This is a genomic window from Mesorhizobium sp. LSHC420B00, from assembly GCF_000503055.1.
Lineage (GTDB): Bacteria > Pseudomonadota > Alphaproteobacteria > Rhizobiales > Rhizobiaceae > Mesorhizobium.
Window position 1 is genome coordinate 518,270 of record NZ_AYVY01000001.1, and the last position, 20,443, is coordinate 538,712.

General features: G+C 62.8%; 18 protein-coding genes. 15 read left to right on the plus strand and 3 right to left on the minus strand.

Going from position 1 to position 20,443, the window contains the following annotated elements:
- Nucleotides 1–4: 4 nt before the first annotated feature.
- Nucleotides 5–1,552, plus strand: coding sequence for an AMP-binding protein (locus X760_RS43210; RefSeq protein ID WP_023716950.1), 1,548 nt, complete (start codon nucleotides 5–7; stop codon nucleotides 1,550–1,552).
- Between the two features lie 71 nt (nucleotides 1,553–1,623).
- Nucleotides 1,624–2,631 carry an NAD(+) synthase gene (gene nadE / locus X760_RS43215; protein ID WP_023716951.1) on the plus strand — a complete coding sequence of 336 codons (1,008 nt, stop codon included), beginning with the start codon at nucleotides 1,624–1,626 and terminating at the stop codon, nucleotides 2,629–2,631.
- 54 nt (nucleotides 2,632–2,685) lie between these two features.
- Here the strand turns inward: nadE and X760_RS43220 are convergent, their stop codons facing one another.
- The gene (locus X760_RS43220) at nucleotides 2,686–3,801 is read right to left on the minus strand and encodes a hypothetical protein (protein ID WP_023716952.1); all 1,116 of its coding nucleotides are present in this window, start codon (nucleotides 3,799–3,801) and stop codon (nucleotides 2,686–2,688) included.
- A gap of 591 nt (nucleotides 3,802–4,392) precedes the next feature.
- On the opposite strand from X760_RS43220, the gene X760_RS43225 reads away from it, so the two are divergent.
- From X760_RS43225 to ugpC, 13 genes are all read left to right on the plus strand, one after another.
- Entirely contained in the window at nucleotides 4,393–5,520 is a 1,128-nt protein-coding gene (locus X760_RS43225; RefSeq protein ID WP_023716954.1) for a transporter substrate-binding protein, read from the plus strand.
- Entirely contained in the window at nucleotides 5,517–6,119 is a 603-nt protein-coding gene (locus tag X760_RS43230; RefSeq protein ID WP_023716955.1) for an ANTAR domain-containing protein, read from the plus strand. Before X760_RS43225 ends, X760_RS43230 begins: the two co-directional genes overlap by 4 nt.
- 19 nt (nucleotides 6,120–6,138) lie before the next feature.
- Nucleotides 6,139–7,005 carry an ABC transporter permease gene (locus tag X760_RS43235; RefSeq protein WP_198030455.1) on the plus strand — a complete coding sequence of 289 codons (867 nt, stop codon included), beginning with the start codon at nucleotides 6,139–6,141 and terminating at the stop codon, nucleotides 7,003–7,005.
- The gene (locus X760_RS43240) at nucleotides 7,002–7,922 is read left to right on the plus strand and encodes an ABC transporter permease (protein WP_023716957.1); all 921 of its coding nucleotides are present in this window, start codon (nucleotides 7,002–7,004) and stop codon (nucleotides 7,920–7,922) included. Before X760_RS43235 ends, X760_RS43240 begins: the two co-directional genes overlap by 4 nt.
- A 32-nt stretch (nucleotides 7,923–7,954) precedes the next feature.
- Entirely contained in the window at nucleotides 7,955–9,598 is a 1,644-nt protein-coding gene (locus tag X760_RS43245) for an ABC transporter substrate-binding protein (RefSeq protein WP_023716958.1), read from the plus strand.
- Nucleotides 9,588–10,532, plus strand: a complete 945-nt coding sequence (locus X760_RS43250; protein WP_023716959.1) for an acetamidase/formamidase family protein — start codon at nucleotides 9,588–9,590, stop codon at nucleotides 10,530–10,532. Before X760_RS43245 ends, X760_RS43250 begins: the two co-directional genes overlap by 11 nt.
- Nucleotides 10,529–12,325 carry an ABC transporter ATP-binding protein gene (locus X760_RS43255; RefSeq protein ID WP_023716960.1) on the plus strand — a complete coding sequence of 599 codons (1,797 nt, stop codon included), beginning with the start codon at nucleotides 10,529–10,531 and terminating at the stop codon, nucleotides 12,323–12,325. Before X760_RS43250 ends, X760_RS43255 begins: the two co-directional genes overlap by 4 nt.
- A 202-nt stretch (nucleotides 12,326–12,527) precedes the next feature.
- Nucleotides 12,528–13,412: a dihydrodipicolinate synthase family protein gene (locus tag X760_RS43260; protein ID WP_023716962.1), complete on the plus strand. Its 885-nt coding sequence runs from the start codon at nucleotides 12,528–12,530 to the stop codon at nucleotides 13,410–13,412.
- 39 nt (nucleotides 13,413–13,451) lie between these two features.
- Nucleotides 13,452–14,111, plus strand: coding sequence for a GntR family transcriptional regulator (locus X760_RS43265; protein ID WP_023716963.1), 660 nt, complete (start codon nucleotides 13,452–13,454; stop codon nucleotides 14,109–14,111).
- Between the two features lie 61 nt (nucleotides 14,112–14,172).
- Entirely contained in the window at nucleotides 14,173–15,510 is a 1,338-nt protein-coding gene (locus X760_RS43270) for an extracellular solute-binding protein (protein ID WP_023716964.1), read from the plus strand.
- 35 nt (nucleotides 15,511–15,545) lie between these two features.
- Nucleotides 15,546–16,448 carry a sugar ABC transporter permease gene (locus tag X760_RS43275; RefSeq protein WP_245274609.1) on the plus strand — a complete coding sequence of 301 codons (903 nt, stop codon included), beginning with the start codon at nucleotides 15,546–15,548 and terminating at the stop codon, nucleotides 16,446–16,448.
- Nucleotides 16,449–17,270, plus strand: coding sequence for a carbohydrate ABC transporter permease (locus tag X760_RS43280; protein ID WP_023674179.1), 822 nt, complete (start codon nucleotides 16,449–16,451; stop codon nucleotides 17,268–17,270).
- Between the two features lie 39 nt (nucleotides 17,271–17,309).
- On the plus strand, nucleotides 17,310–18,368 hold the full coding sequence (gene ugpC / locus X760_RS43285; RefSeq protein ID WP_023716965.1) for a sn-glycerol-3-phosphate ABC transporter ATP-binding protein UgpC: 1,059 nt from the start codon (nucleotides 17,310–17,312) through the stop codon (nucleotides 18,366–18,368).
- A 30-nt stretch (nucleotides 18,369–18,398) separates the two neighbouring features.
- Here the strand turns inward: ugpC and X760_RS43290 are convergent, their stop codons facing one another.
- Nucleotides 18,399–19,514, minus strand: coding sequence for a Gfo/Idh/MocA family oxidoreductase (locus X760_RS43290; RefSeq protein WP_023716966.1), 1,116 nt, complete (start codon nucleotides 19,512–19,514; stop codon nucleotides 18,399–18,401).
- 115 nt (nucleotides 19,515–19,629) lie between these two features.
- Complete coding sequence (locus tag X760_RS43295) at nucleotides 19,630–20,286, minus strand: GntR family transcriptional regulator (RefSeq protein WP_245278494.1); 657 nt, start codon at nucleotides 20,284–20,286, stop codon at nucleotides 19,630–19,632.
- Nucleotides 20,287–20,443: the final 157 nt, after the last annotated feature.

A 20,443-nucleotide genomic window follows, 5' to 3' on the forward strand; every position in this document is an offset into this window, starting at 1 on the left:
GTCCGTGCGGATCGAACATTTTCTGGCTGCCAAGGCCGCTGCCCATCCAGCCAAAACGGCATTGATCACCGAGCACAAAAGGCTGTGTTACGAAGAGCTGGACGATCTCTCAAGCCGCCTGGCCGCCGCCCTTTTCACGAATGGCGTCAGGCGCGACGACCGCGTCCTGATCTTCATGGACAATTGCTGGGAGGCTGCGGTTTCGATTTTCGCAGTTCTTAAGGCAGGCGCGACTTTCAGTCCGATCAACGCATCTACCAAGGCCGAAAAGCTTGCCTACATCATCGCCGATTGCGACGCAGCTGCGATCCTTACGCAAGCAAAACTGATGCCCTTGGTCGCCGAGGCGTCCGGATCCTCCGGCAAGACCGGCATCTTCGTGGCTTCCACCCTTGGTGCGGATAACCAATGCCCGGCAGGCGCCACATCCCTGGCGGATTGCTTGACGTTCCAAGCCAGGGAGATTGACCACCGGGGCATTGACGTCGATCTTGCGATGTTGATCTACACCTCGGGCTCGACCGGCCGGCCCAAGGGCGTGATGATGACGCACCGCAATTGCGACGCGGCGGCCGACTCAATCACCACCTATCTGCGCAATTCGCCGGACGACATCATCTTGAATGTTCTGCCCCTGGCTTTCGACTACGGGCTCTATCAGTTGCTGATGGTTGTCAGGCTCGGCGCCACGCTCGTGCTCGAGAAGTCCTTCGCTTTTCCCCAGGCGGTCTTTGAACGTATCCGCCAGGAAGGCGTCACCGGTCTTCCGCTCGTGCCCACGATGGCAGCGATGATCCTGCAGATGCGTGACCTGGCGCCGGGCTTCCTGCCCAGCCTTCGCTATATTTCCAACACGGCGGCTGCCTTGCCGCCGGCTCACATAGAACGCCTGCGGTTTCTTTTCCCCGATGTCAGGCTCTATTCGATGTATGGCCTGACGGAATGCAAGCGCTGCACCTATCTGCCACCCGAGGAACTCGACCACCGGCCGGGGTCGGTCGGGATAGCCATTCCGAACACCGAGGCCTTTGTCGTCGACGACTACGGCCAACGAGTGCCGCCGGGCGTAGCAGGTGAGTTGGTCATTCGCGGGCCGCACGTCATGCAGGGTTATTGGCGAAACGAAGCTGCGACGGCACAAGCCCTTCGCCCAGGTCCGAATCCTTGGGAGATGGTTCTCTACACCGGCGATCTGTTCCGGGCCGATGAGGAAGGTTTTCTTTATTTCGTCGGCCGCAAGGACGACATCATAAAGTCGCGGGGCGAGAAAGTCGCGCCCAAGGAAGTGGAAGCCGTGCTTCACGCGCATCCGGGCATCGCGGAAGCAGTGGTTGTCGGTGTGCCGGATCCCGTGCTCGGGCATGCGATCGGTGCACTCATCGTACGGTCTGACCCGGCGCTTAGCGAAAAGGATATCATTCGTCATTGTGCACGCCACCTTGAGGACTTTATGGTCCCCAGGGTCATCGAGTTCCGCCGGGAACTGCCGAAGACCGATACCGGCAAGGTCAGTCGTCGGCTTGCGGCAGAAACAATGGAGGCCGCTCAATGAATGTNACTGCCGAAGACCGATACCGGCAAGGTCAGTCGTCGGCTTGCGGCAGAAACAATGGAGGCCGCTCAATGAATGTTCGCCCCGCCAAGGACGCGCGGACCTTTCTGGCGCAGGCTCTGGCGATCGACCTGGCCGCCGAAACGGACCGTGTCGTAATGGCTTTGCGCCAGCAGTTGCGCGGGTTTCGCAAGCGGGGCCTTGTGCTCGGTCTTTCGGGCGGGATCGATTCGAGCGTGTCGGTCGCGTTGGCCGCGCGAGCCGTCGGACCGCGGAATGTGCTTTGCCTGTTCATGCCGGAAAGCGATTCCGATCCCGAAAGTCTGCGGCTCGGCCGCCTCGTCGCCGAAACGTTTGGCGTCGAGGCTATCGTAGAGGATATCGGGCCGACCCTGAGCGCGATGGGCTGCTACCAGCGTCGCGACGCCTTTATCCGCGAATTGGTCCCGGAATACGCCGAAGGCTGGGCCTCGAAGATCGTGATCGCGAACGCCCTCGAGGGCAAGGGCTACAATATCTCATCCCTGGTGGTGCAGGATCCGGAAGGCAAGCAGACGAAACTGAGAATGCCGTTGCCTGTCTATCTTGGTATCGTCGCCGCCACCAACATGAAACAGCGCACCCGCAAGCAGATCGAATACTATCACGCCGACCGCTTGAACTTCGCCGTCCTTGGAACGCCGAACCGGCTGGAATACGATCAGGGTTTCTTCGTGAAGAACGGTGACGGCGCAGCGGACGTCAAGCCGATCGCGCACCTCTATAAAACGCAGGTCTATGCGCTGGCGGCCCATCTCGGTGTTCCGGAGGAAATCCGGAACCGGCCGCCGACCACCGATACCTACTCGCTGGCGCAGACCCAGGAGGAGTTCTACTTCTCGCTTCCTTATGACCGTATGGATATTTGCCTTTACGGCCTCAACAACGGCGTGGCGGCTGAGCTGGTGGGGCAGGCGGCGGGGTTGGCCGCCTCACAAGTGGAACGCGTCTGGGCCGATATCATCGCCAAACGCAAGGCGACGCGTTATCTGCACCAGCGTCCGCAACTCGTTGATGAAGTCGAGGAAATCGGCACCTGAACCGCCTCGAAACCGGGCCACGGATGGGCGGTTCGATTTGAACGTGTCCCGACTCTAGCTGAAACGGCTCCCGATCAGCCGGCTCCACTGCTCGCCCGCAAGACCGTTCAGGAAGACTTGCGAGTTCTTCATGGCGTCCAACAGCTCTGGATCACGTGAATGCACCACCGTTGAGGCAACGGTCAGGAAAGCGATGCGTCGTCCAAGCATCGCCTCCAGAAGTGCAGGTTGAACACGTCCGCGCAGGCCGCTGACGCCGCGCGCGGCGGCATGATCGATAAGGCAGTCTATCACCGAGCCCGCCTGGCCGGGGAGGGCGAGGATCTGCAGCACGCGACCAATTTGATACTTCCGTGCGTAATAGGCGAAAGCGCCGACATTGTTGCCGACTGGCGATGTCACGCAACCGAAGACAAGCTCGCCTAAATCCGGCTTCTGTGCCGCATCGGTCAGGATGTGGTCGAGTTGGCCTTCCGTCCAATCCGGGCGCAGGGCGAATTGAGCGGTAAACGGCTCGATGAGCTTGGCAAATGTGTGGCTGTCGATTTCGGATATCCGAAATGCTCCGTGGCCTGCCCCTTCCACCGCCACACCTGACCAGCGTCGTTCGCTGGGCGTCATCCTCCTGCAATAAAATCGGTCGACGGCACGCGCCAACGGATTGAGCATTCGGGCAAGCGTCAGGCGATTGGCGGAAAGGCTGAGCATGAAGGCCGCGGGGCGCATCACGCGGACCCAGTCAAGGCTGTATTGCGGCAGGACCGCGCCGCGCAGCCGGGTCCACAATTTCACGGAGATATCGTTGGCCGTCTCGCTGAAGGAGATGTCCTGCGGACCATCAAGGTATGCTTTCAGCAAGCGAGCGCCGGCCAGCGGATCGTGCTCATGGTCCTTGACCATGAGCGAGCTACAGATGGCGGCGCGTAGTTGTCGGCCGTTGAACGTCATCGGCAGCACGTGGACACCGACAAATCCGGAGACGCGACCGGCGTCGTTGACATGGACAAGCGACCGGAGGTCGCCGCCGCAACCGGGCGCATCCAGATAAAACCGTCTCATGTATTCGACGAGAGAGGCCGGCGCTTTCGTCCCTTCCTTCAGCAGCACGCGCTGAAACATGTCCGCGACTGCCGGGAGGTCGGCGCCTTGCAAGGCGCGAATGATGCTCAAGCCCGGCTCCCGGCACCGAAGTCCCGTCCGCCGAGCTTCCGGGCCAAGGCGACACGAGGCACGAGAACATCGGACGCGAGTTCCAACTCGACGCCCATGAAGCCGTGCAACCTCGACCAGTTGCGGTCGCCCCGGTGACTGAACGGAGTGCTGAATTGCTGCGGCAAGGTGGACCCTTTGCTTGACCGACGAAAACCGGCGTCATTGCTGCTAGCAGATTCAGGTAAACCGATATTAAAGTCGTTGCTTTGAATGGTAGCGAACCAGGTTGTCCGGCCTCATACCTGGACATCAGTAATTTTGGTTCCCGGCGGACTCTACACGACCAGCGGCATGAGTTGCGTGCTCCGCGTCGAACCGTTTCGGCTGGCCAAAGTTTCGTGTGGCGGCTCTTGACTGGGGGCGCGGGCGTAATACGGTGAGACAAATACCGGCTCTGGCCGCCGGGCGGCAAGAATGCCTCGTATGCCTCGCCTTGCGGCGGTGGCTGCGGGGCATTGTCATTTTGAGGCTTTGCTTGAAACGGCATATCGAGATCGGCATTCNGCCTTGCGGCGGTGGCTGCGGGGCATTGTCATTTTGAGGCTTTGCTTGAAACGGCATATCGAGATCGGCATTCTCTATTCGCGGTCCGGCAACTACCGGCTGGTGTCCGAATCCTGCCGTGCGGGCGCGATGAACGCCATCGCCGACGTCAACGCCGATCCCGTTGTCCCCTTCGAATTCATCCCGGTCGAGCGCGACCCGCAGGGCAACATCGATCGGTATGCAAGCGGCTGCGCGGACATTCTCGCCAACAGCGGCGCGCGTCACATCATTGGCTGCGTCACCTCGTGGAGCCGCAAGGAGGTCATTCCAATCCTGGAAAGGGCAGGCGGCACGCTGTGGTATGCCTGCCCGTACGAGGGCTTCGAAGCCAATGAGCATGTCGTCTACACCCACGCCTGCCCCAATCAGCATCTCGTACCGCTACTTGCCTATGTCGTGCCTCGTTTCGGCGCCGACGGCTTCCTGCTCGGTTCCAACTACATCTGGGGTTGGGAGACCAACCGTGTGGCGCGCGACCTGATTGCGGACGCCGGCGGCAAGGTGCTGGGCGAACGCTATCTGCCGCTTGGCGAGGTCGATGTTGCGAGGCTGATCGCGGAGGTACAGGCGACGAGACCTGATTTCATTCTGAACAATCTCATCGGCCCTTCTTCCTATGCGTTTATCGCCGCCTATGCCGAGCTTGGCCGGCGCGACCCGCATTTCAGGCCGGAGCGTTGCCCGATCCTGTCCTGCAATCTCACGGAATGCGAATTGCCGGCGCTCAACGGGGCAGGGGATGGTCATCTTTCCGTTGGGCCCTATTTTCACGACACCTCGGGGGCGGATCGCGGAGCGGCTTCAGTGTCTTCCGTCATGCCTGCCTCATCCTTCGAGGCGGCGGCTTATGCCTCGGTGCGCACGCTCGCCGAGATCCTCACCCGCAACCCCGGTGCACAATGGACGGACCTGCCCAAGGTCTTTGCCGGAACATCATTTCGAACACCGCTGGGCGACATCGCCATCGATCCGCAAACCCAGCACGCTACCTTGCCGGTGCAGATCGGACGTATCGATGGGACATCGTTCAAAACGGTCACGCTGACGAAGGGCGTGGCACCCGATCCCTACCTTTCCCGCTATGACCGGACGGAGACGTTCGGGCGGCCACGCCTGCGGGTGGTGTCGTGAGCAAGATGGCGCGTATCCCGAACCTTGGAGGCGCCAGGGCTTTTGTCCTGCATCGTCCACATCCGACCGTGCAGGCGATCACAAGGCAATTGTCGGCCATCGGCCTTGAGGCGATTGGCTTCTGGCCGGAACTGCCGGCCGAAGCCTTGGCGGCGGACTTCGTTTTCTTCGACGTAGACCTCGGCTTTGACGAGCAATTTCCGTGGAAGCCGGGCGAGGCACCGATGCCGCTGATAGCGCTGATCGGCTCCGAGGCGCCGGGGCGTGTCGAATGGGCACTGTCGCACAAGGCCGATGCCCAATTGCTGAAACCGGTCGGCAACGCCGGCGTCTATAGCGCGCTTTTGATCGCAAGGCAGAGTTTCGAGGCGCGCAAGCTTCTGGCCAGCGAGATCGCCTCGCTTCGTCAGCGGGTCGCGGAGCGCCAGACCATCGTACGCGCGGTGGAGGTCTTGTCGAAGGGCGCCGAGGACGGCCGTGCCTATGCGCAGCTCCGCTCGCTGGCGATGAGCTGGCAAATCAGCGTCGAGGACGCCGCGCGCAGGATCGTGGCGATGACACAAGAAGAAGGCGACGATGACCAATCCGATCGCGCCTGAGCTTTCAGCCGCCGGGCGTATGCCAGCCAAGCCTCGCGCCGGCGTCTGGCGACGTCTGCTAAAACGGCCTCTCGCATTGCTCGGCCTCTGGATTATTGCCCTTGTCTTGGCCGGCGCCATTCTTGCACCGTGGCTGACAGGCTACGATCCGAACGAGCAGATGTTTGACGGGCTCACGCTTGAAGGCGCGCCACTGCCGCCGGGAGCCCAATTCTGGCTAGGCACCGACCTGCTTGGCCGCGACCTGCTGACCCGTCTTCTCTTCGGCGCGCGCACGTCGCTGATCATCGGCATCGTCGCCAATGGCGTGGCGCTTCTGATCGGCACGCTGGTCGGCATCACGGCCGGCTATTTCCGCGGCTGGATCGGCAGCGCGCTTATGCGCTTCACCGATTTGATGATGGCTTTCCCGGCGCTGCTGCTCGCCATCTGCCTGGCGGCGGTGCTCCAGCCGAGCCTGTGGATCGTCGCTATGGTGATCGCATTGGTGAACTGGGTGCAGACCGCCCGCGTCATCTACACCGAGACAAGTTCGCTCGCCGAGCGCGAGTTCATCGATGCCGAGCGCACCATCGGCGCAAGCGCCCCACGCATCCTGTTTCGTCATATCCTGCCGCACCTTTTGCCGACGATCATCGTCTGGGGCACGCTCGGCATCTCGACCACTGTGCTTCTGGAAGCGACGCTCAGCTATCTCGGTATCGGCGTGCAACCGCCGACTGCTTCCTGGGGCAACATCATCTTCGAAAACCAGACCTATTTCCAGGCAGCGCCCTGGCTGGTTTTCTTTCCGGGTGCGGCGATCCTGGCGCTGGCGTTGGCCTTTAACCTGGTCGGCGATGCGCTGCGCGACATCCTCGATCCGACGCAAAGGGGGCGGGCATGATCGCCTATCTCGGCCGCCGCGTTGTCCAGGCCGTGCTCATCTTGCTCGGCGTCTCTCTGATCACCTTTGCGCTGCTCTATCTGCTGCCCGCCGATCCCGTCCGCCAGATCGCCGGCCGCAGCGCCACGCCCGAGACGGTCGAGAACATCCGCCGGCAGCTCGGCCTCGACCAGCCCTTTGTCGTCCAGTATTGGCACTATCTGATCAGCCTGCTCAGCGGCGATCTGGGGCGCTCCTACATTCAGCGCTCGGAGGTCACGGAGCTTATCGTCTCGCGTCTGCCGGCAAGCCTGCTGCTGATGGTCGGCGCCATTGCTTGCGAAGTCGTGATCGGGCTGACGATGGGCCTCATCGCCGCCGTCAAGCGTGGCACCGCCACCGACCAGTCGCTGATGGTCGCCTCCTTCGTCGGTGTTTCGGCGCCGCAATTCGTCGTGGGCCTGCTGCTGCTTTATGTATTCGCGGTGCGGCTCGGCTGGTTCCCGATCGGCGGTTACGGCGCCTGGCGCCATCTGGTGCTGCCATCGCTGACCATGGGAATTCTCGGCGCCGGCTGGTACGCCCGCATGATGCGCTCGTCGATGATCGACGTGCTGCGCCAGGATTACGTGCGTACCGCGCGTGCCAAGGGTCTTGCACGCAGCGCCATTATCTTCCGGCACGCGCTGCCCAACGCCATCCTGCCGGTCATTGCCATGATCGGCATCGACATCGGCATCTTCATGGGCGGCATCGTGGTTGTCGAAAGCGTGTTCGGCTGGCCAGGCATCGGCCAGCTAGCCTGGCAGGCCATTCAGCGCATCGACATTCCGATCATCATGGGGGTCACCCTGGTTTCGGCCTTTGCCATCGTGCTCGGCAATCTCCTGGCCGACACTGTCGCACCGTTCATCGATCCACGCATCAAGCTCAGATGAAAACCAAGAACACCAGAGAAAGGGAACATGACATGAGAAAATATCTGATATCGACCGTGGCGGCATCGGCGCTTGCGCTGGTGCTTGGCATGACGAGCGTACGCGCCGAAGACGCCGTCGATCCGAATGCCAAGCAGGGCGGCGCGATCACCATCACCTACAAGGACGACGTCGCTACGCTCGATCCGGCCATCGGCTATGACTGGCAGAACTGGTCGATGATCAAGAGCCTGTTCGACGGGCTGATGGACTACGAGCCGGGCACCACCAACCTGCGGCCCGACCTTGCCGAGAGCTACGAGATTGCGCCCGACGGCAAGACCTTCACCTTCAAGCTGCGCCAAGGAGTGAAGTTCCACAATGGCCGCGAGATGACCGCCGACGACGTGAAATATTCTCTCGACCGGGTCACCAATCCAAAGACACAGAGCCCTGGTGCCGGCTTCTTCGGGTCGATCAAAGGCTATGACGATGTCGCTGCCGGCAAGGCGGAAAGCCTGGCCGGCATAACCGTCGGCGATCCCTACACGATCAAGTTCGAGCTGACCCGGCCCGACGCCACCTTCCTGCATGTCATGGCGATCAACTTCTCGCACGTCGTGCCGAAGGAAGAGGTCGAAAAATACGGCGCGGACTTCGGCAAGCACCCGGTCGGAACCGGCGCCTTCAAGCTCGCCGAATGGACGCTCGGCCAGCGCGTGGTCTTCGAGCGCAACCCGGACTACTGGCACAAGGACCTGCCGCATCTCGACAAGATCACCTTTGAGATCGGCCAGGAGCCGATAGTGGCGCTGCTGCGGCTGCAGAAAGGCGAGATCGACGTTCCCGGCGACGGCATTCCGCCAGCGAAATTCCAGGAGGTGATGGCCGATCCCGAGCAGAAGGCCCGTGTCGTCGAGGGCGGCCAGTTGCACACCGGCTATATCACCATGAATACCACCATGGCGCCGTTCGACAATGTGAAGGTGCGGCAGGCGGTCAACATGGCGATCAACAAGGACCGCATCGTCCAACTGATCAACAACCGTGCGGTGCCGGCCAATCAGCCATTGCCGCCGTCGATGCCTGGCTACGACAAAGAATTCAAGGGCTATTCCTATGACGTAGCCAAGGCCAAGGCCTTGCTTGCCGAGGCGGGGCATCCCGGTGGTTTTGACACGCAGCTGTTTGCCATGAATACCGATCCCAACCCGCGTATCGCGCAGGCCATCCAGCAGGATCTGGCGGCGGTCGGCATTAAGGCCAGCATCCAGTCGCTCGCCCAGGCCAACGTCATCGCCGCCGGCGGCGACAAGGCCGGTGCGCCGATGATCTGGTCCGGCGGCATGGCCTGGATCGCCGACTTCCCCGATCCGTCGAACTTCTACGGCCCGATCCTTGGCTGCGCTGGTGCCGTCCCGGGCGGCTGGAACTGGTCGTGGTATTGCAACAAGGAGCTCGACGCCAAGGCGGCCGAAGCCGACTCCATCGTCGACCCGGCCAAGGCTGGCGAACGCGCCAAGATGTGGAGCGAGATCTACGGCAAGATCATGGAAGACGCGCCCTGGGCACCGGTGTTCAACGAGCAGCGTTTCACCATGAAATCAACCCGCATGGGTGGCGCGGACAACCTCTATGTCGACCCGGTCCACATCCCGATCAACTACGACAATGTGTATGTGACCGATGTGCAATAACTGCGACTACACCATCCACGGGCGCCACCATCATTTCGGCTGGGACAATTCCTTTGTCCCGGCCGAACGGGTGGCGCCAGGGTCGACGATCGAGTTCCAGTGCCTGGACTCGTCCGGCGGGCAGCTGACGATGGAGAGCACCGTTGACGACGTTGCTTTGCTCGATTTTGCCAAGGTGAACCCGGTCACTGGGCCAATCTATGTCGACGGGGCAGAGCCGGGCGATGCCCTGAAAATCACCATCGAGGCGTTCAAGCCGTCCGGCTTCGGTTGGACAGCGAATATCCCGGGATTCGGTCTGTTGGCGGATGACTTCACTCAACCGGCACTGAATATCTGGAAGTACGACGCCGCCTCGCTCGAACCCGCGCTGTTCGGCAAGAGCGGCCGGGTGCCGCTCAAGCCCTTCGCCGGCACCATCGGCAATGCCCCGGCTGAGCCGGGTCTGCATTCGGTGGTCCCGCCGCGGCGCGTGGGCGGCAATATGGACATCCGTGATCTCGCTGCCGGCACGGTGCTCTACCTGCCCGTAGAGGTCGCGGGAGCGTTGTTCTCGGTCGGTGACACGCACGCCGCGCAAGGCGACGGCGAGGTCTGCGGCACGGCGATCGAGAGCCCCATGGACGCCGTGCTGACGCTCGATCTGGTCAAGGATGCCCGGCTGCGGACGCCGCGTTTCACGACGCCCGGTCCGGTGTCGCGACATCTCGACGCCAAGGGCTATGAGGTGACAACCGGTATCGGGCCGGATCTGATGGACGGCGCCAGGAGCGCCGTCTCGCAGATGATCGACCTGCTCTCCGGCCGCTACCGCATGGATCCGGTAGACGCCTATATGCTCGTGTCGGTTTGCGGCGACCTGCGCATCAGCGAGATCGTCGACATGCCCAACTGGGTGGTTTCTTTCTACTTCCCCCGCTGCGTCTTTGAATGAAGGTGGAGGACATCAAACGATCCGGGCAGGCCGCCGCGGAGAGTGGCTCTGTCAGGCCGGTACTCAGCGTCTCAGGTCTGAGCGTCGCCGTGCGCGGCGAAGAGGGCGACCGCGACGTCGTTTCCGACCTGACATTCGACCTGATGCGCGGCGAAACGCTTTGCATCGCCGGCGAGTCCGGTTCCGGCAAGTCGATGACGGCGCTGGCCATCATGGGCTTGCTGCCGCAGCCGGCGGCACGCATCAGATCAGGCTCCATCCGGCTCGGCGATCAGGATCTCGCGGCTCTTAGCGAGAGTGGTATGCGCCGCATCCGCGGCGACCGCATTGCCATGATCTTTCAGGAACCGATGACATCGCTCAATCCGGTTCTTTCCATCGGCCGGCAGCTCACGGAGGCGATCGAGGCACACGCCTCGCTGTCGCGCTCCAACTCGCGGCTGAGGGCGCTCGAGGCGCTGAAGGCAGTCCGAATTCCGGATGCCGAACGGCGGCTCGAGCACTATCCGCACGAACTCTCAGGCGGCATGCGCCAGCGTGTGATGATTGCCATGGCTCTGGCCCTGAACCCGGATGTGCTGATCGCCGATGAACCGACGACCGCCCTCGACGTCACCGTTCAGGGCGAGGTGCTGGAGTTGCTGCGTGACCTGCAGCGCGAGCACGGCACCAGCGTTATCCTGATCACGCACGACATGGGTGTCGTCGCCGAGATGGCGGACCGCGTTATCATCATGCGCGATGGCCGGATGGTCGAGCAGGGCAGCGCGACCGACATCTTCACCCGCCCGCAGGCAGATTATACGCGCGAGCTTCTGGCCGCCGTGCCACGCATCGGCGGTGGACGGCCGGCCGAAGACCGACAAGACGCCGCCCACATGCCGGCCGAGCTTGTATCCGTCAGCGATCTTCACGTCCGCTTCGACCTGCGCGGCGGCTTCTTCGGTCGCGTTGACCGCAGGGTGCACGCAGTCGAGGGCGTCAGTTTCTCGATCGCGCCGCACGAAACGCTGTCGCTGGTCGGCGAATCGGGCTGCGGCAAGTCGACGACGGCCAAGGCGATCGCCGGGCTGGTGCCCTACACCGGCAGCATTTCAATCGGCAGCCACGACTTGTCGGCGCTCAGCCGCAAGGAGCGCAAGGCTGTACGCCGCAATGTGCAGATGATCTTTCAGGATCCCTTCGCATCCCTCGACCCGCGCATGCGAGTAGGCGATCTCGTCGCCGAGCCTCTGCTGATCCACGGCCTCGGCGACAAAGAGCAACGGCACGCCCAGATCGCCGCACTGTTCGAACGCGTCGGCCTCTCCGCTGACCAGATGGAGCGCTATCCCCACGAATTCTCCGGCGGGCAGCGCCAGCGAATCTGCGTTGCACGGGCGCTGGCGCTGCGACCAAAGCTGATCATTGCCGACGAGAGCGTCTCTGCTCTCGATGTGTCGGTGCAGGCGCGCGTGTTAAGATTGCTGAAGGAACTGCAGCGCGAATTCGGCGTCGCATATCTCTTCATCTCGCACGACATGGCGGTGGTAGAGAACATCTCCGATCGCGTGGCGGTAATGTATCTGGGGCAGATCGTCGAGATGGGCACCCGCGACCAGATCTTCTCCAACCCGCGCCATCCTTACACAAAGCGGCTGATCGAAGCCGTTCCGGTTCCCGATCCAGGCCGGCGCCGCGCCCGGTTCGCCCGTTTGGACAGCGAAATTCCAAGCGCTGTGCGGCGCATCGGTGACGAGCCCCGGAAACTCAAGCTTGAAGATGTTGGCGACGGCCACCTCGTCGCCACTTGATCAGCTTAGGCCGCCTCGTCCAGCCAATCCGCAGACGCTCGGGGACAGCAGCATATGTGATGCTCGGGCGGCAGGATGTGATCGGTGATGGCGCTGCCGCGGCAGCGCCAATCGGCGATGCCGAGTTGGCAAGATCGCCAGTTTACATCTGACATGTTAGCGTGCTAACGCTACGTGCACATTGATTTCAACGGAGATCGCATTGGCTTCCCGCTTTGGTCTTTCGGTTGCCTTAGCCACACCCTTCGACCCGTCGGGGCAGATAGCGCTCGCGCCGATGATCGCGCACGCCCGAGCCTGCCTTGGCGCCGGCTGCAGCAGCGCGACGCTGTTCGGCACCACCGGGGAAGGAGCCTCGGTGGGCACCGACGAGCGGCGGATCGTCACCGAAGCCATGTTGGCGGCCGGTATACCGGCACATCAGCTCGTCGCCGGCGTGCTGGTCGATGCAATCGAAGATGCCGCCGATCAGGCTCGGCACGCTTTGCAGCGCGGCGTTCGCAACATTCTGCTCGCTCCGCCGAGCTACTTCAAGAATGTCGGCGAGAACGGGCTGTTCGGATGGTTTTCCGCCGTCTTCGCCGCACTCGGCCCGCTGGCGCGTGATGTGCTCCTCTATAACATCCCCTCTGTCACCATGGTGCCGCTCCCGCTTGGGCTGATCGGCCGGTTGCGCGCCGCCTTTCCCGCTGTGGTGGCCGGGGTGAAGGATTCCGGCGGGGACTGGAGCTACAGTGAGGCGCTGCTTGAAGCGCATGGCGATCTGGTGATCCTGATCGGCGACGAACGGCATCTGGCGAGAAGCGTGCGCCGCGGCGGACAGGGTGCGATTTCCGGCATGGCTAATTTTGTTACCGGCGAAATCCTCGCAATGGTCGAAGACGGCCGCGACGACCCACGCGTCGAGGACTTCGTGCTCGAATTGCTCAAATACCCGGTCACACCGGCGGTGAAGGTCATGGTCGCGCGCACGACCGGCGACGAGCGCTGGCTGGCGGTCCGCCCGCCCCTGGAGGCGATCGGCCCACAAGGACGGCGGCAGCTTGCCGCGGCCTACGACAGGCTGTTTGCGACAGAGGCGGCCTGACCGACAAGGCCGGGCTGGCCGACAAGGAAGCGAGCTGAAGTGGAAGACGGCAGCGAACCGATCACTCTCCGGGAGAAAGCCTATGCCAGCTTCACGCGGCATTTGCTGGCCCGTGATCTGCGGCCGGGGCAGTTCGTGTCACAGCGCGAACTGGTCGCTTTCACCGGGCTGCCGCTGGGCGCTATTCGCGAGATCGTCCCGCGTCTCGAGGCCGAGGGATTGCTGACCACCATCCCGCAGCGCGGCATGCAAATCGCGCACATCGACATCAATCTGATCCGCGAGGCCTTTCAGTTTCGGCTATTCATGGAACGCGAGGCGGTGGCGCTATTCACGGCCAGCGCTTCAGATGCCGAACTTGCCCGCATGCGGCGCGAACACGAGGAGATGCTGGCTCAAGCTCTGGGGCAGGCGCCGACGCCGGAAATGGAAGCCAAGGCCCAGACCATCGACTGGGCCATGCACGATACCTTTATCAATGCGCTGGGCAACGAGATCATCGCCAAGGCCTATCTGGTCAACTCGGTGAAAATCCGGCTGATCCACCAGGAGCGTTTCCGCATCGACGGTCGCGTGGTGCCGGTGATGCGCGAACATTTGGCGGTCATCGAAGCCATGGAGAGCCGCAATTCGCAAAAGGCGGTTGAAGCGATCAGTCTGCATATCGACAATGCGCGCCGGCTGGCGCTCCAGATCTGAGGAAATATAGCCGCGCCGCGGTTCGCGGCGCATCCACAACGACAGCAACCGGGAGGAAGAAATGTCGTCCAATCTGTTCAACCCAACCAGGAGGCAACTCCTTGCCGGAACCGCGGCGCTCACCGCCGCCGGCCTTGTGGGGCTCCGCCCTAGCTTTGCCGCAGGCGTCGACTGGAAACGCTTTGCGGGGACGACGCTTGACGTCAATCTGGTGAAAAGCCCGCGCAGCGACACCATCCTGAAATATCTCGCCGAGTTCGAGGAACTGACCGGCATCAAGGTCAATGCCGAGGCCACGCCCGAGCAGCAGCAGCGCCAGAAGACGGTGATCGAATTGAGCTCGGGCAAGCCCAGCTTCGACGTCGTGCATCTGAGCTACCACGTGCAAAAGCGCCAGTTCGAGAAAGGTGGCTGGCTGGCTGACATCGCCGGCTACCTCGCCGACCCGTCGCTCACCGACCCGGGGTTGGTCGAAAGCGACTTCGCCGAGGCCGGCATGCTGTTTGCCAAGGACGGCCAGGGCGTGCTGCGCTCGCTACCCTTCTCGGTGGACTACTGGATACTCTATTGGAACAAGGAGCTGTTCGAGGCCAAGGGCCTCAAATACCCCGAGACCTTCGAGCAACTGGTGGCCGCCGCCGAAGCGCTGACCGACCCGTCGACCAATACATACGGCTTCGTCGCCCGCGGGCTCAAGAACGCAAATACGCCGGTGTGGACATCGCTGATGCTCGGCTACGACATGACGCCGCTCGACGACAAGGGCAAGCTGCGCACCGAGGCTCCCGAGGCGATCGAGGCTGCCGCGCTCTATCAAAGATTGATGACCAAGTCCGCCCCTCCGGGCGTCACCGGGTTCAATTGGGCCGAAGCACAGTCTGCCTTCCTGCAAGGCAAGATCGGCATGTGGCTCGACGGCGTGGGTTTTGCCCCGCCGATGGAAAACCCGGAAAAATCGAGGGTGGTCGGCAAGGTCGGCTACGGCGTCATGCCCAAGGGTCCCAAGGCGCATGCCTCGGGCACCTTTGGCGACGGGATTGGCGTTACCGCCGCCAGCGAGAAGAAGGAGGCCGCCTATCTGTTCTGCCAGTGGGCGGTATCGCCAGCCATGGGCGCGAGGCTGTTGCAGGCCGGCGCCGGCGTTCCGTTCCGCAAATCCGTGCTGGAGGATCCCAAGGTGCGCGAAGGCGTCACTATGCCGGCAAGCTGGCTTGATGCCGTGATCGGCTCAGGCAATATCAGCCGGCTGGCGCTGCCGGTCATCATTCCCGTCACCGAATTCCGCGACATCTATGGCGTGGCGCTGACCAACATGATTGCCGGCGCCGATCCCGCCGCCGAGCTGAAGAAGGCCACCGAGCAGTTCCAGCCGGTTCTCGACAGGAGCGAGCAGGGCTGATGTCGGCCACCACCCCAGAACAGACCGGGGTGACGATGCCGGTTATCGACGGGAGCCAGACGATCCGGCTGGCTCCCAACTACTGGCCTTTCGTTGTCCCCGCACTCGTCGTCGTTGGCGCCGTCATCGTTTTTCCTTGGGCTTTCACGCTGTGGATGAGCGTCAACCGCTGGACGCTCGGCCAGTCGCGGAGCTTTGCCGGGATGGAAAACTACCTCCGCCTGGCAAGCGACCCACGTTTCTGGGAATCCCTTGTTCATACGTTGACCTACACCTTCCTCTCGGTTGCAGCGCCGATGCTCCTGGGCACCCTGGCCGCCCTGATCTTCGACGCCAGGTTTCCGCTGCGCGGTCTGCTGCGCGGCGTCTTCGTCATGCCGATGATGGCGACGCCCGTTGCTGTGGCACTGGTTTGGACCATGATGTTCCATCCTCAGCTCGGCGTACTCAACTACTTGCTGTCGCTGGTCGGCATCCCGGCTCAGGAATGGATATTCAATGCCAACACGGTCATCCCGTCGCTGGTTGCGGTCGAGACCTGGCAGTGGACGCCGCTGGTCATGCTGATTGTGCTGGGTGGGCTGGCTTCGGTGCCGCGCGAGCCCTTCGAAAGCGCCGAGATCGACGGCGCCAATGCCTGGCAGCAATTCCGCTATCTCACTTTGCCGATGATCGCACCGTTCCTGATGATCGCGGTCATCATCCGCACCATCGATGCGCTGAAGAGCTTCGACATCATCTACGCGATGACCCAGGGCGGGCCGGGCACGGCCTCGGAAACCATCAACATCTATCTCTACAACACCGCCTTCTCCTACTACGATATCGGTTACGGTTCGGCCATGGCCGTGGTGTTCTTCATTGTCATCGTGGCCCTGTCTTTTGTCCTGCTGATGCTGCGCCAACGCTCGCAGTGGATCGATACGGAGGGCAAATAGATGAGTTCACGGCTGCTCAACCAGATCGGTCTGTTTTTCGCTGCCCTGGTTTTCGTCTCGCCGGCGATCCTGTTCTTCCTCTGGATGATCTCGCTGTCGCTGAAGTTCGAAATCGACAACGGTGCCTATCCGCCGATCCTGATCCCCGAACGTTTCGCCTGGTCGAACTATGTAAAGGTGTTCGAGGAGAACAATTTCCTGCTCTATCTCTGGAATTCGGTTCTGGTGACCGGCACGGCGACCTTGCTGGCGCTGCTGATCGGCGTACCGGCCGGCTATGGCATCGCGCGGCTCAAGGCCGAGCGATCCGCCGTCGTCATCATGATCGCCCGCATGACGCCTGGGCTATCCTATCTCATCCCGCTGTTTCTGCTGTTCCAATGGATCGGGATTCTCGGCACGCTCTGGCCGCAGATCATCATCCACCTGGTGGTGACGGTGCCGATCGTGGTCTGGGTGATGATCGGCTATTTCGAGACCACGCCGATGGAACTGGAAGAGGCAGCCAATATCGACGGCGCCAGCTCCTGGCAGGTTTTCCGGCTGGTTGCCCTGCCCATCGCCAAGCCGGGCATCGTCGTCGCCTTCATCCTGTCCGTGATCTTCTCGTGGAACAATTTCGTCTTCGGCGTGGTGCTCGCCAGCCGGGAGACGCGCACATTGCCGGTCGCCGTCTACAACATGCTGTCCTACGAGCAGGTCAGCTGGGGGCCGCTCGCCGCGGCGGCGCTGGTGGTGACGCTGCCGGTGCTGATCCTGACCATGTTCGCGCAAAGGCAGATCGTCGCGGGGTTGACCGCCGGCGCCGTCAAGGGCGGCTGAGGCGCGTCCGGACATCACTTTTTTTCCAGGAAAGATCCAATGGCATCGGTAACGATCAACAACGTGCAGAAGGCCTTCGGGGCCACCAAGATTATTCACGACGTCAGTGTCGATATCGCCGACGGCGAGTTCGTCATCCTGGTCGGCCCGTCGGGATGCGGAAAGTCGACGCTGCTGCGCATGATTGCCGGACTTGAAACGATCTCGGGCGGGAGGATCGCAATCGGCGAGCGCATGGTCAACAATCTGCGGGCGCGAGACCGGAACATCGCGATGGTGTTCCAGAACTATGCGCTCTATCCGCATATGACTGTGGCCGACAATATGGGCTTTGCCCTGAAGATCAAGAAAGCCGACCCGGCCGACACCGCTGGCCGGGTCCGGAAGGCAGCCGGCATTCTTGGCCTGGAAAAGCTGCTTGACCGCTATCCGCGCCAGCTTTCCGGCGGCCAACGCCAGCGCGTCGCCATGGGCCGCGCGATCGTACGCGACCCGCAGGTTTTTCTGTTCGACGAGCCGCTCTCCAACCTCGACGCCAAGTTGCGCGTCCAGATGCGCGGCGAGATCAAGGCCCTGCACCAGCGGCTGGGTACCACGACGATCTATGTCACGCACGACCAGATCGAGGCCATGACCATGGCCGACAAGATCGTCGTGCTGCATGACGGCCTGGTCGAGCAGATCGGCGCGCCGCTTGACCTCTACGACCATCCCGCCAATCTCTTCGTTGCCGGTTTCATCGGCTCGCCCGCGATGAACTTCATCGCCGGCCGCATCGAGGAGGGCGTGTTCCGCAGCGCCGGCGGGTTGATCCTGCCGTTGCCGGAAGGCACCCAGCCGGCGGATGCCGCAGGACGTGAACTCGTCTACGGCATTCGCCCGGAACATATCCGGGCAACCGGGCAGGGCATGCCGGGCACGGTCACTCTTCTCGAGGCGACTGGCTCCGAAATCTTCGCCAGGGTCGACTGCTCCGGTGAAGAAATCTCCTGCCTCTTCCGAGAGCGGCTTGCGCTCAAGCAAGGCGAAGGGGTGCGGATCGAGATCGACCGCGCATGTGCGCATCTGTTCGACGCAGCAACCGGTCGGCGCATCTGACCCTATGGTCTGGTGAATGCGTGGTCGGCCTCAGGTCGGCAACGCGAATTCAACGGCAAGTTCGATGGCGCGGCCTTCGCGGGCCGATCTCTGGGCGGCGAGACCCATGACGACGGCCCACCAGCCGTCTTGCAAGGTCACTTCCACTTTGCCTTGTCCGCGCACCGCAGCGGTGAAGCGGACATGCTCGAAATAGGTCGAACCGTTATGGTCGCCTGCCTCGAGCAGCCGGGGGTCGACGGGAATCTCCAGCAGGCGTGGTCCAGGCGGATTGCGCGGGCTGACGATCAACTGGGGCACTGGCGCAGGGCCAAGGTGGGTCGGCCAGAAGCGACCGGGACCCGGCACCAGACATTCGATCTTTCCGTCGCCGCCGACAGCGCAGAGTTCCTCCTGGTAGCGGCTGCCCTCGGCGAACATGCAGACTTCCAGCATGGCGCGCGCACCGCTCGCGAAATCAACCAGCACATAGCCATGGTCAAGGATATCCGGCCTCTCACCGCCGTAGCGTTCGTCGAGATGGTTTACGGCCTGTCCAGCGCTCGCCATCACGCGGACGGGGTCGGATCCGAGGATCAGCCGCATCAGGTCGAAGAAGTGGCAGCACTTCTCGACGAATGTGCCGCCGGTGTTGCGGTTGAAGCGGTTCCAGTCGCCGACCTTGGCCAGAAACGGGAAGCGGTGCTCGCGGACCGTCAGCATGCGGATGCCGCCGGTGGCGTGGCGGGCCTGCTCGACGAATGCGGCGACGGGCGGCATATAGCGGTATTCCATGGCCACCCAGACGAGCGGAAGCCGAGCTTTCAGCGCCGCGATCCGCCCCTCGCCACCGGCGTCGGTGAAGAGCGGCTTTTCCACCAGCACCGGCAGTGGTCGAAGTGCGGCGATCTGCTCCATCTGACCGAGGTGCTGGTGGTTGGGGCTGGCAATCAAGACGCAGTCTACCTCGTCCATGGCCAGCAGTTCGGCGATCGATGCCGCCGATCGCGCGCCCGACGCCGTCGCCAGCGACGCCGCCAACATGCCGGGGTCCGGCTCGAAGATCGCGGCCACATGCGCGTCGGGCAACAGAGCGATGTTGCGGATGTGCTCGCGGCCCATCATGCCGCAGCCGATGATGCCGTAGCCGATCGATGATCTGGTCACGCTGCGACTTCCTCCGGCCTATCTGAAACGCGTGACGTAGCGCGCCGCGCCCGGATCNAGACGTGTGCTCTTCCGATCTGATCGATGATCTGGTCACGCTGCGACTTCCTCCGGCCTATCTGAAACGCGTGACGTAGCGCGCCGCGCCCGGATCGAACCAGCTGCGGGAATATTCCGCGCTGGCGCCGTCGCCAGCCCAGGCGATACGTTCAATGAAACCCACGACCGTCCCCGGCGGTGGCCTGAACTCGAGCGGGACCCAGTCCGGCGCGGGTGCGACGGCAACATGGTCTTCGGCCCGAACGATCGTAAAGCCGAGCGCGAGCCGGTAGTGGAGATAGAGGGATTCCGACAGGTCCTCGCGCTTGAGCCGCTCGGCGCGGCTGACGTCGAGCCAGATCTCCTCGACCGCGGCCGGCTCGCCGTCGAGCCGCCGCAGCCGGCGTATACGGTGGGCTTCGCCGGCGCTGCCGAATTGCGGCAGGTCGGCGGGCTTGGGCAGCCGCTCGACGGACAGCACGTCGGCGCTCGGCAGGCCGCCACCGCCGATGCGCTCCAGGCGAAAGAAGGCATAGATCCCGAGCAAGTCGCCGCGCGCTCGCACATAGTTACCCGAGCCCTGGATGCGATCGAGAAGGCCCTTTTCGGTCAAATCTGCCAGCGCGCGCCTGAGCGTGCCGACGGCAATCCCGAGGCTCGCGGCCATCTCGCGCTCGGGCGGCAGCCGCGCCCCGTCGGGCAGCCGTCCGGCCGCGATTTCGCGGATCAGCATTTCGCTGGTCTGCAAGTGCACAGGCAAGGGCCCGCGCATCTGGCTGGATCGGTGGCCTGGGTCCGCCCTTGTCAAATGCATCGGTGTTCCAATCGCATCTCGGTTTCGGGTTTGGCTCCAAAATTGATACAGTATTGATCTACACAGAAACGAATGC

What these genes read in the sequence shown, in the direction of transcription:
- nadE (WP_023716951.1), top strand. Translation starts at nt 1,624, where the DNA reads ATGAATGTTCGCCCCGCCAAGGACGCGCGGACCTTTCTGGCGCAGGCT.
- X760_RS43235 (WP_198030455.1), top strand. Translation starts at nt 6,139, where the DNA reads ATGCCAGCCAAGCCTCGCGCCGGCGTCTGGCGACGTCTGCTAAAACGG.
- X760_RS43240 (WP_023716957.1), top strand. Translation starts at nt 7,002, where the DNA reads ATGATCGCCTATCTCGGCCGCCGCGTTGTCCAGGCCGTGCTCATCTTG.
- X760_RS43245 (WP_023716958.1), top strand. Translation starts at nt 7,955, where the DNA reads ATGAGAAAATATCTGATATCGACCGTGGCGGCATCGGCGCTTGCGCTG.
- X760_RS43250 (WP_023716959.1), top strand. Translation starts at nt 9,588, where the DNA reads ATGTGCAATAACTGCGACTACACCATCCACGGGCGCCACCATCATTTC.
- X760_RS43255 (WP_023716960.1), top strand. Translation starts at nt 10,529, where the DNA reads ATGAAGGTGGAGGACATCAAACGATCCGGGCAGGCCGCCGCGGAGAGT.
- X760_RS43270 (WP_023716964.1), top strand. Translation starts at nt 14,173, where the DNA reads ATGTCGTCCAATCTGTTCAACCCAACCAGGAGGCAACTCCTTGCCGGA.
- X760_RS43275 (WP_245274609.1), top strand. Translation starts at nt 15,546, where the DNA reads ATGCCGGTTATCGACGGGAGCCAGACGATCCGGCTGGCTCCCAACTAC.
- X760_RS43280 (WP_023674179.1), top strand. Translation starts at nt 16,449, where the DNA reads ATGAGTTCACGGCTGCTCAACCAGATCGGTCTGTTTTTCGCTGCCCTG.
- ugpC (WP_023716965.1), top strand. Translation starts at nt 17,310, where the DNA reads ATGGCATCGGTAACGATCAACAACGTGCAGAAGGCCTTCGGGGCCACC.
- X760_RS43295 (WP_245278494.1), bottom strand. Translation starts at nt 20,286, where the DNA reads ATGCTGATCCGCGAAATCGCGGCCGGACGGCTGCCCGACGGGGCGCGG.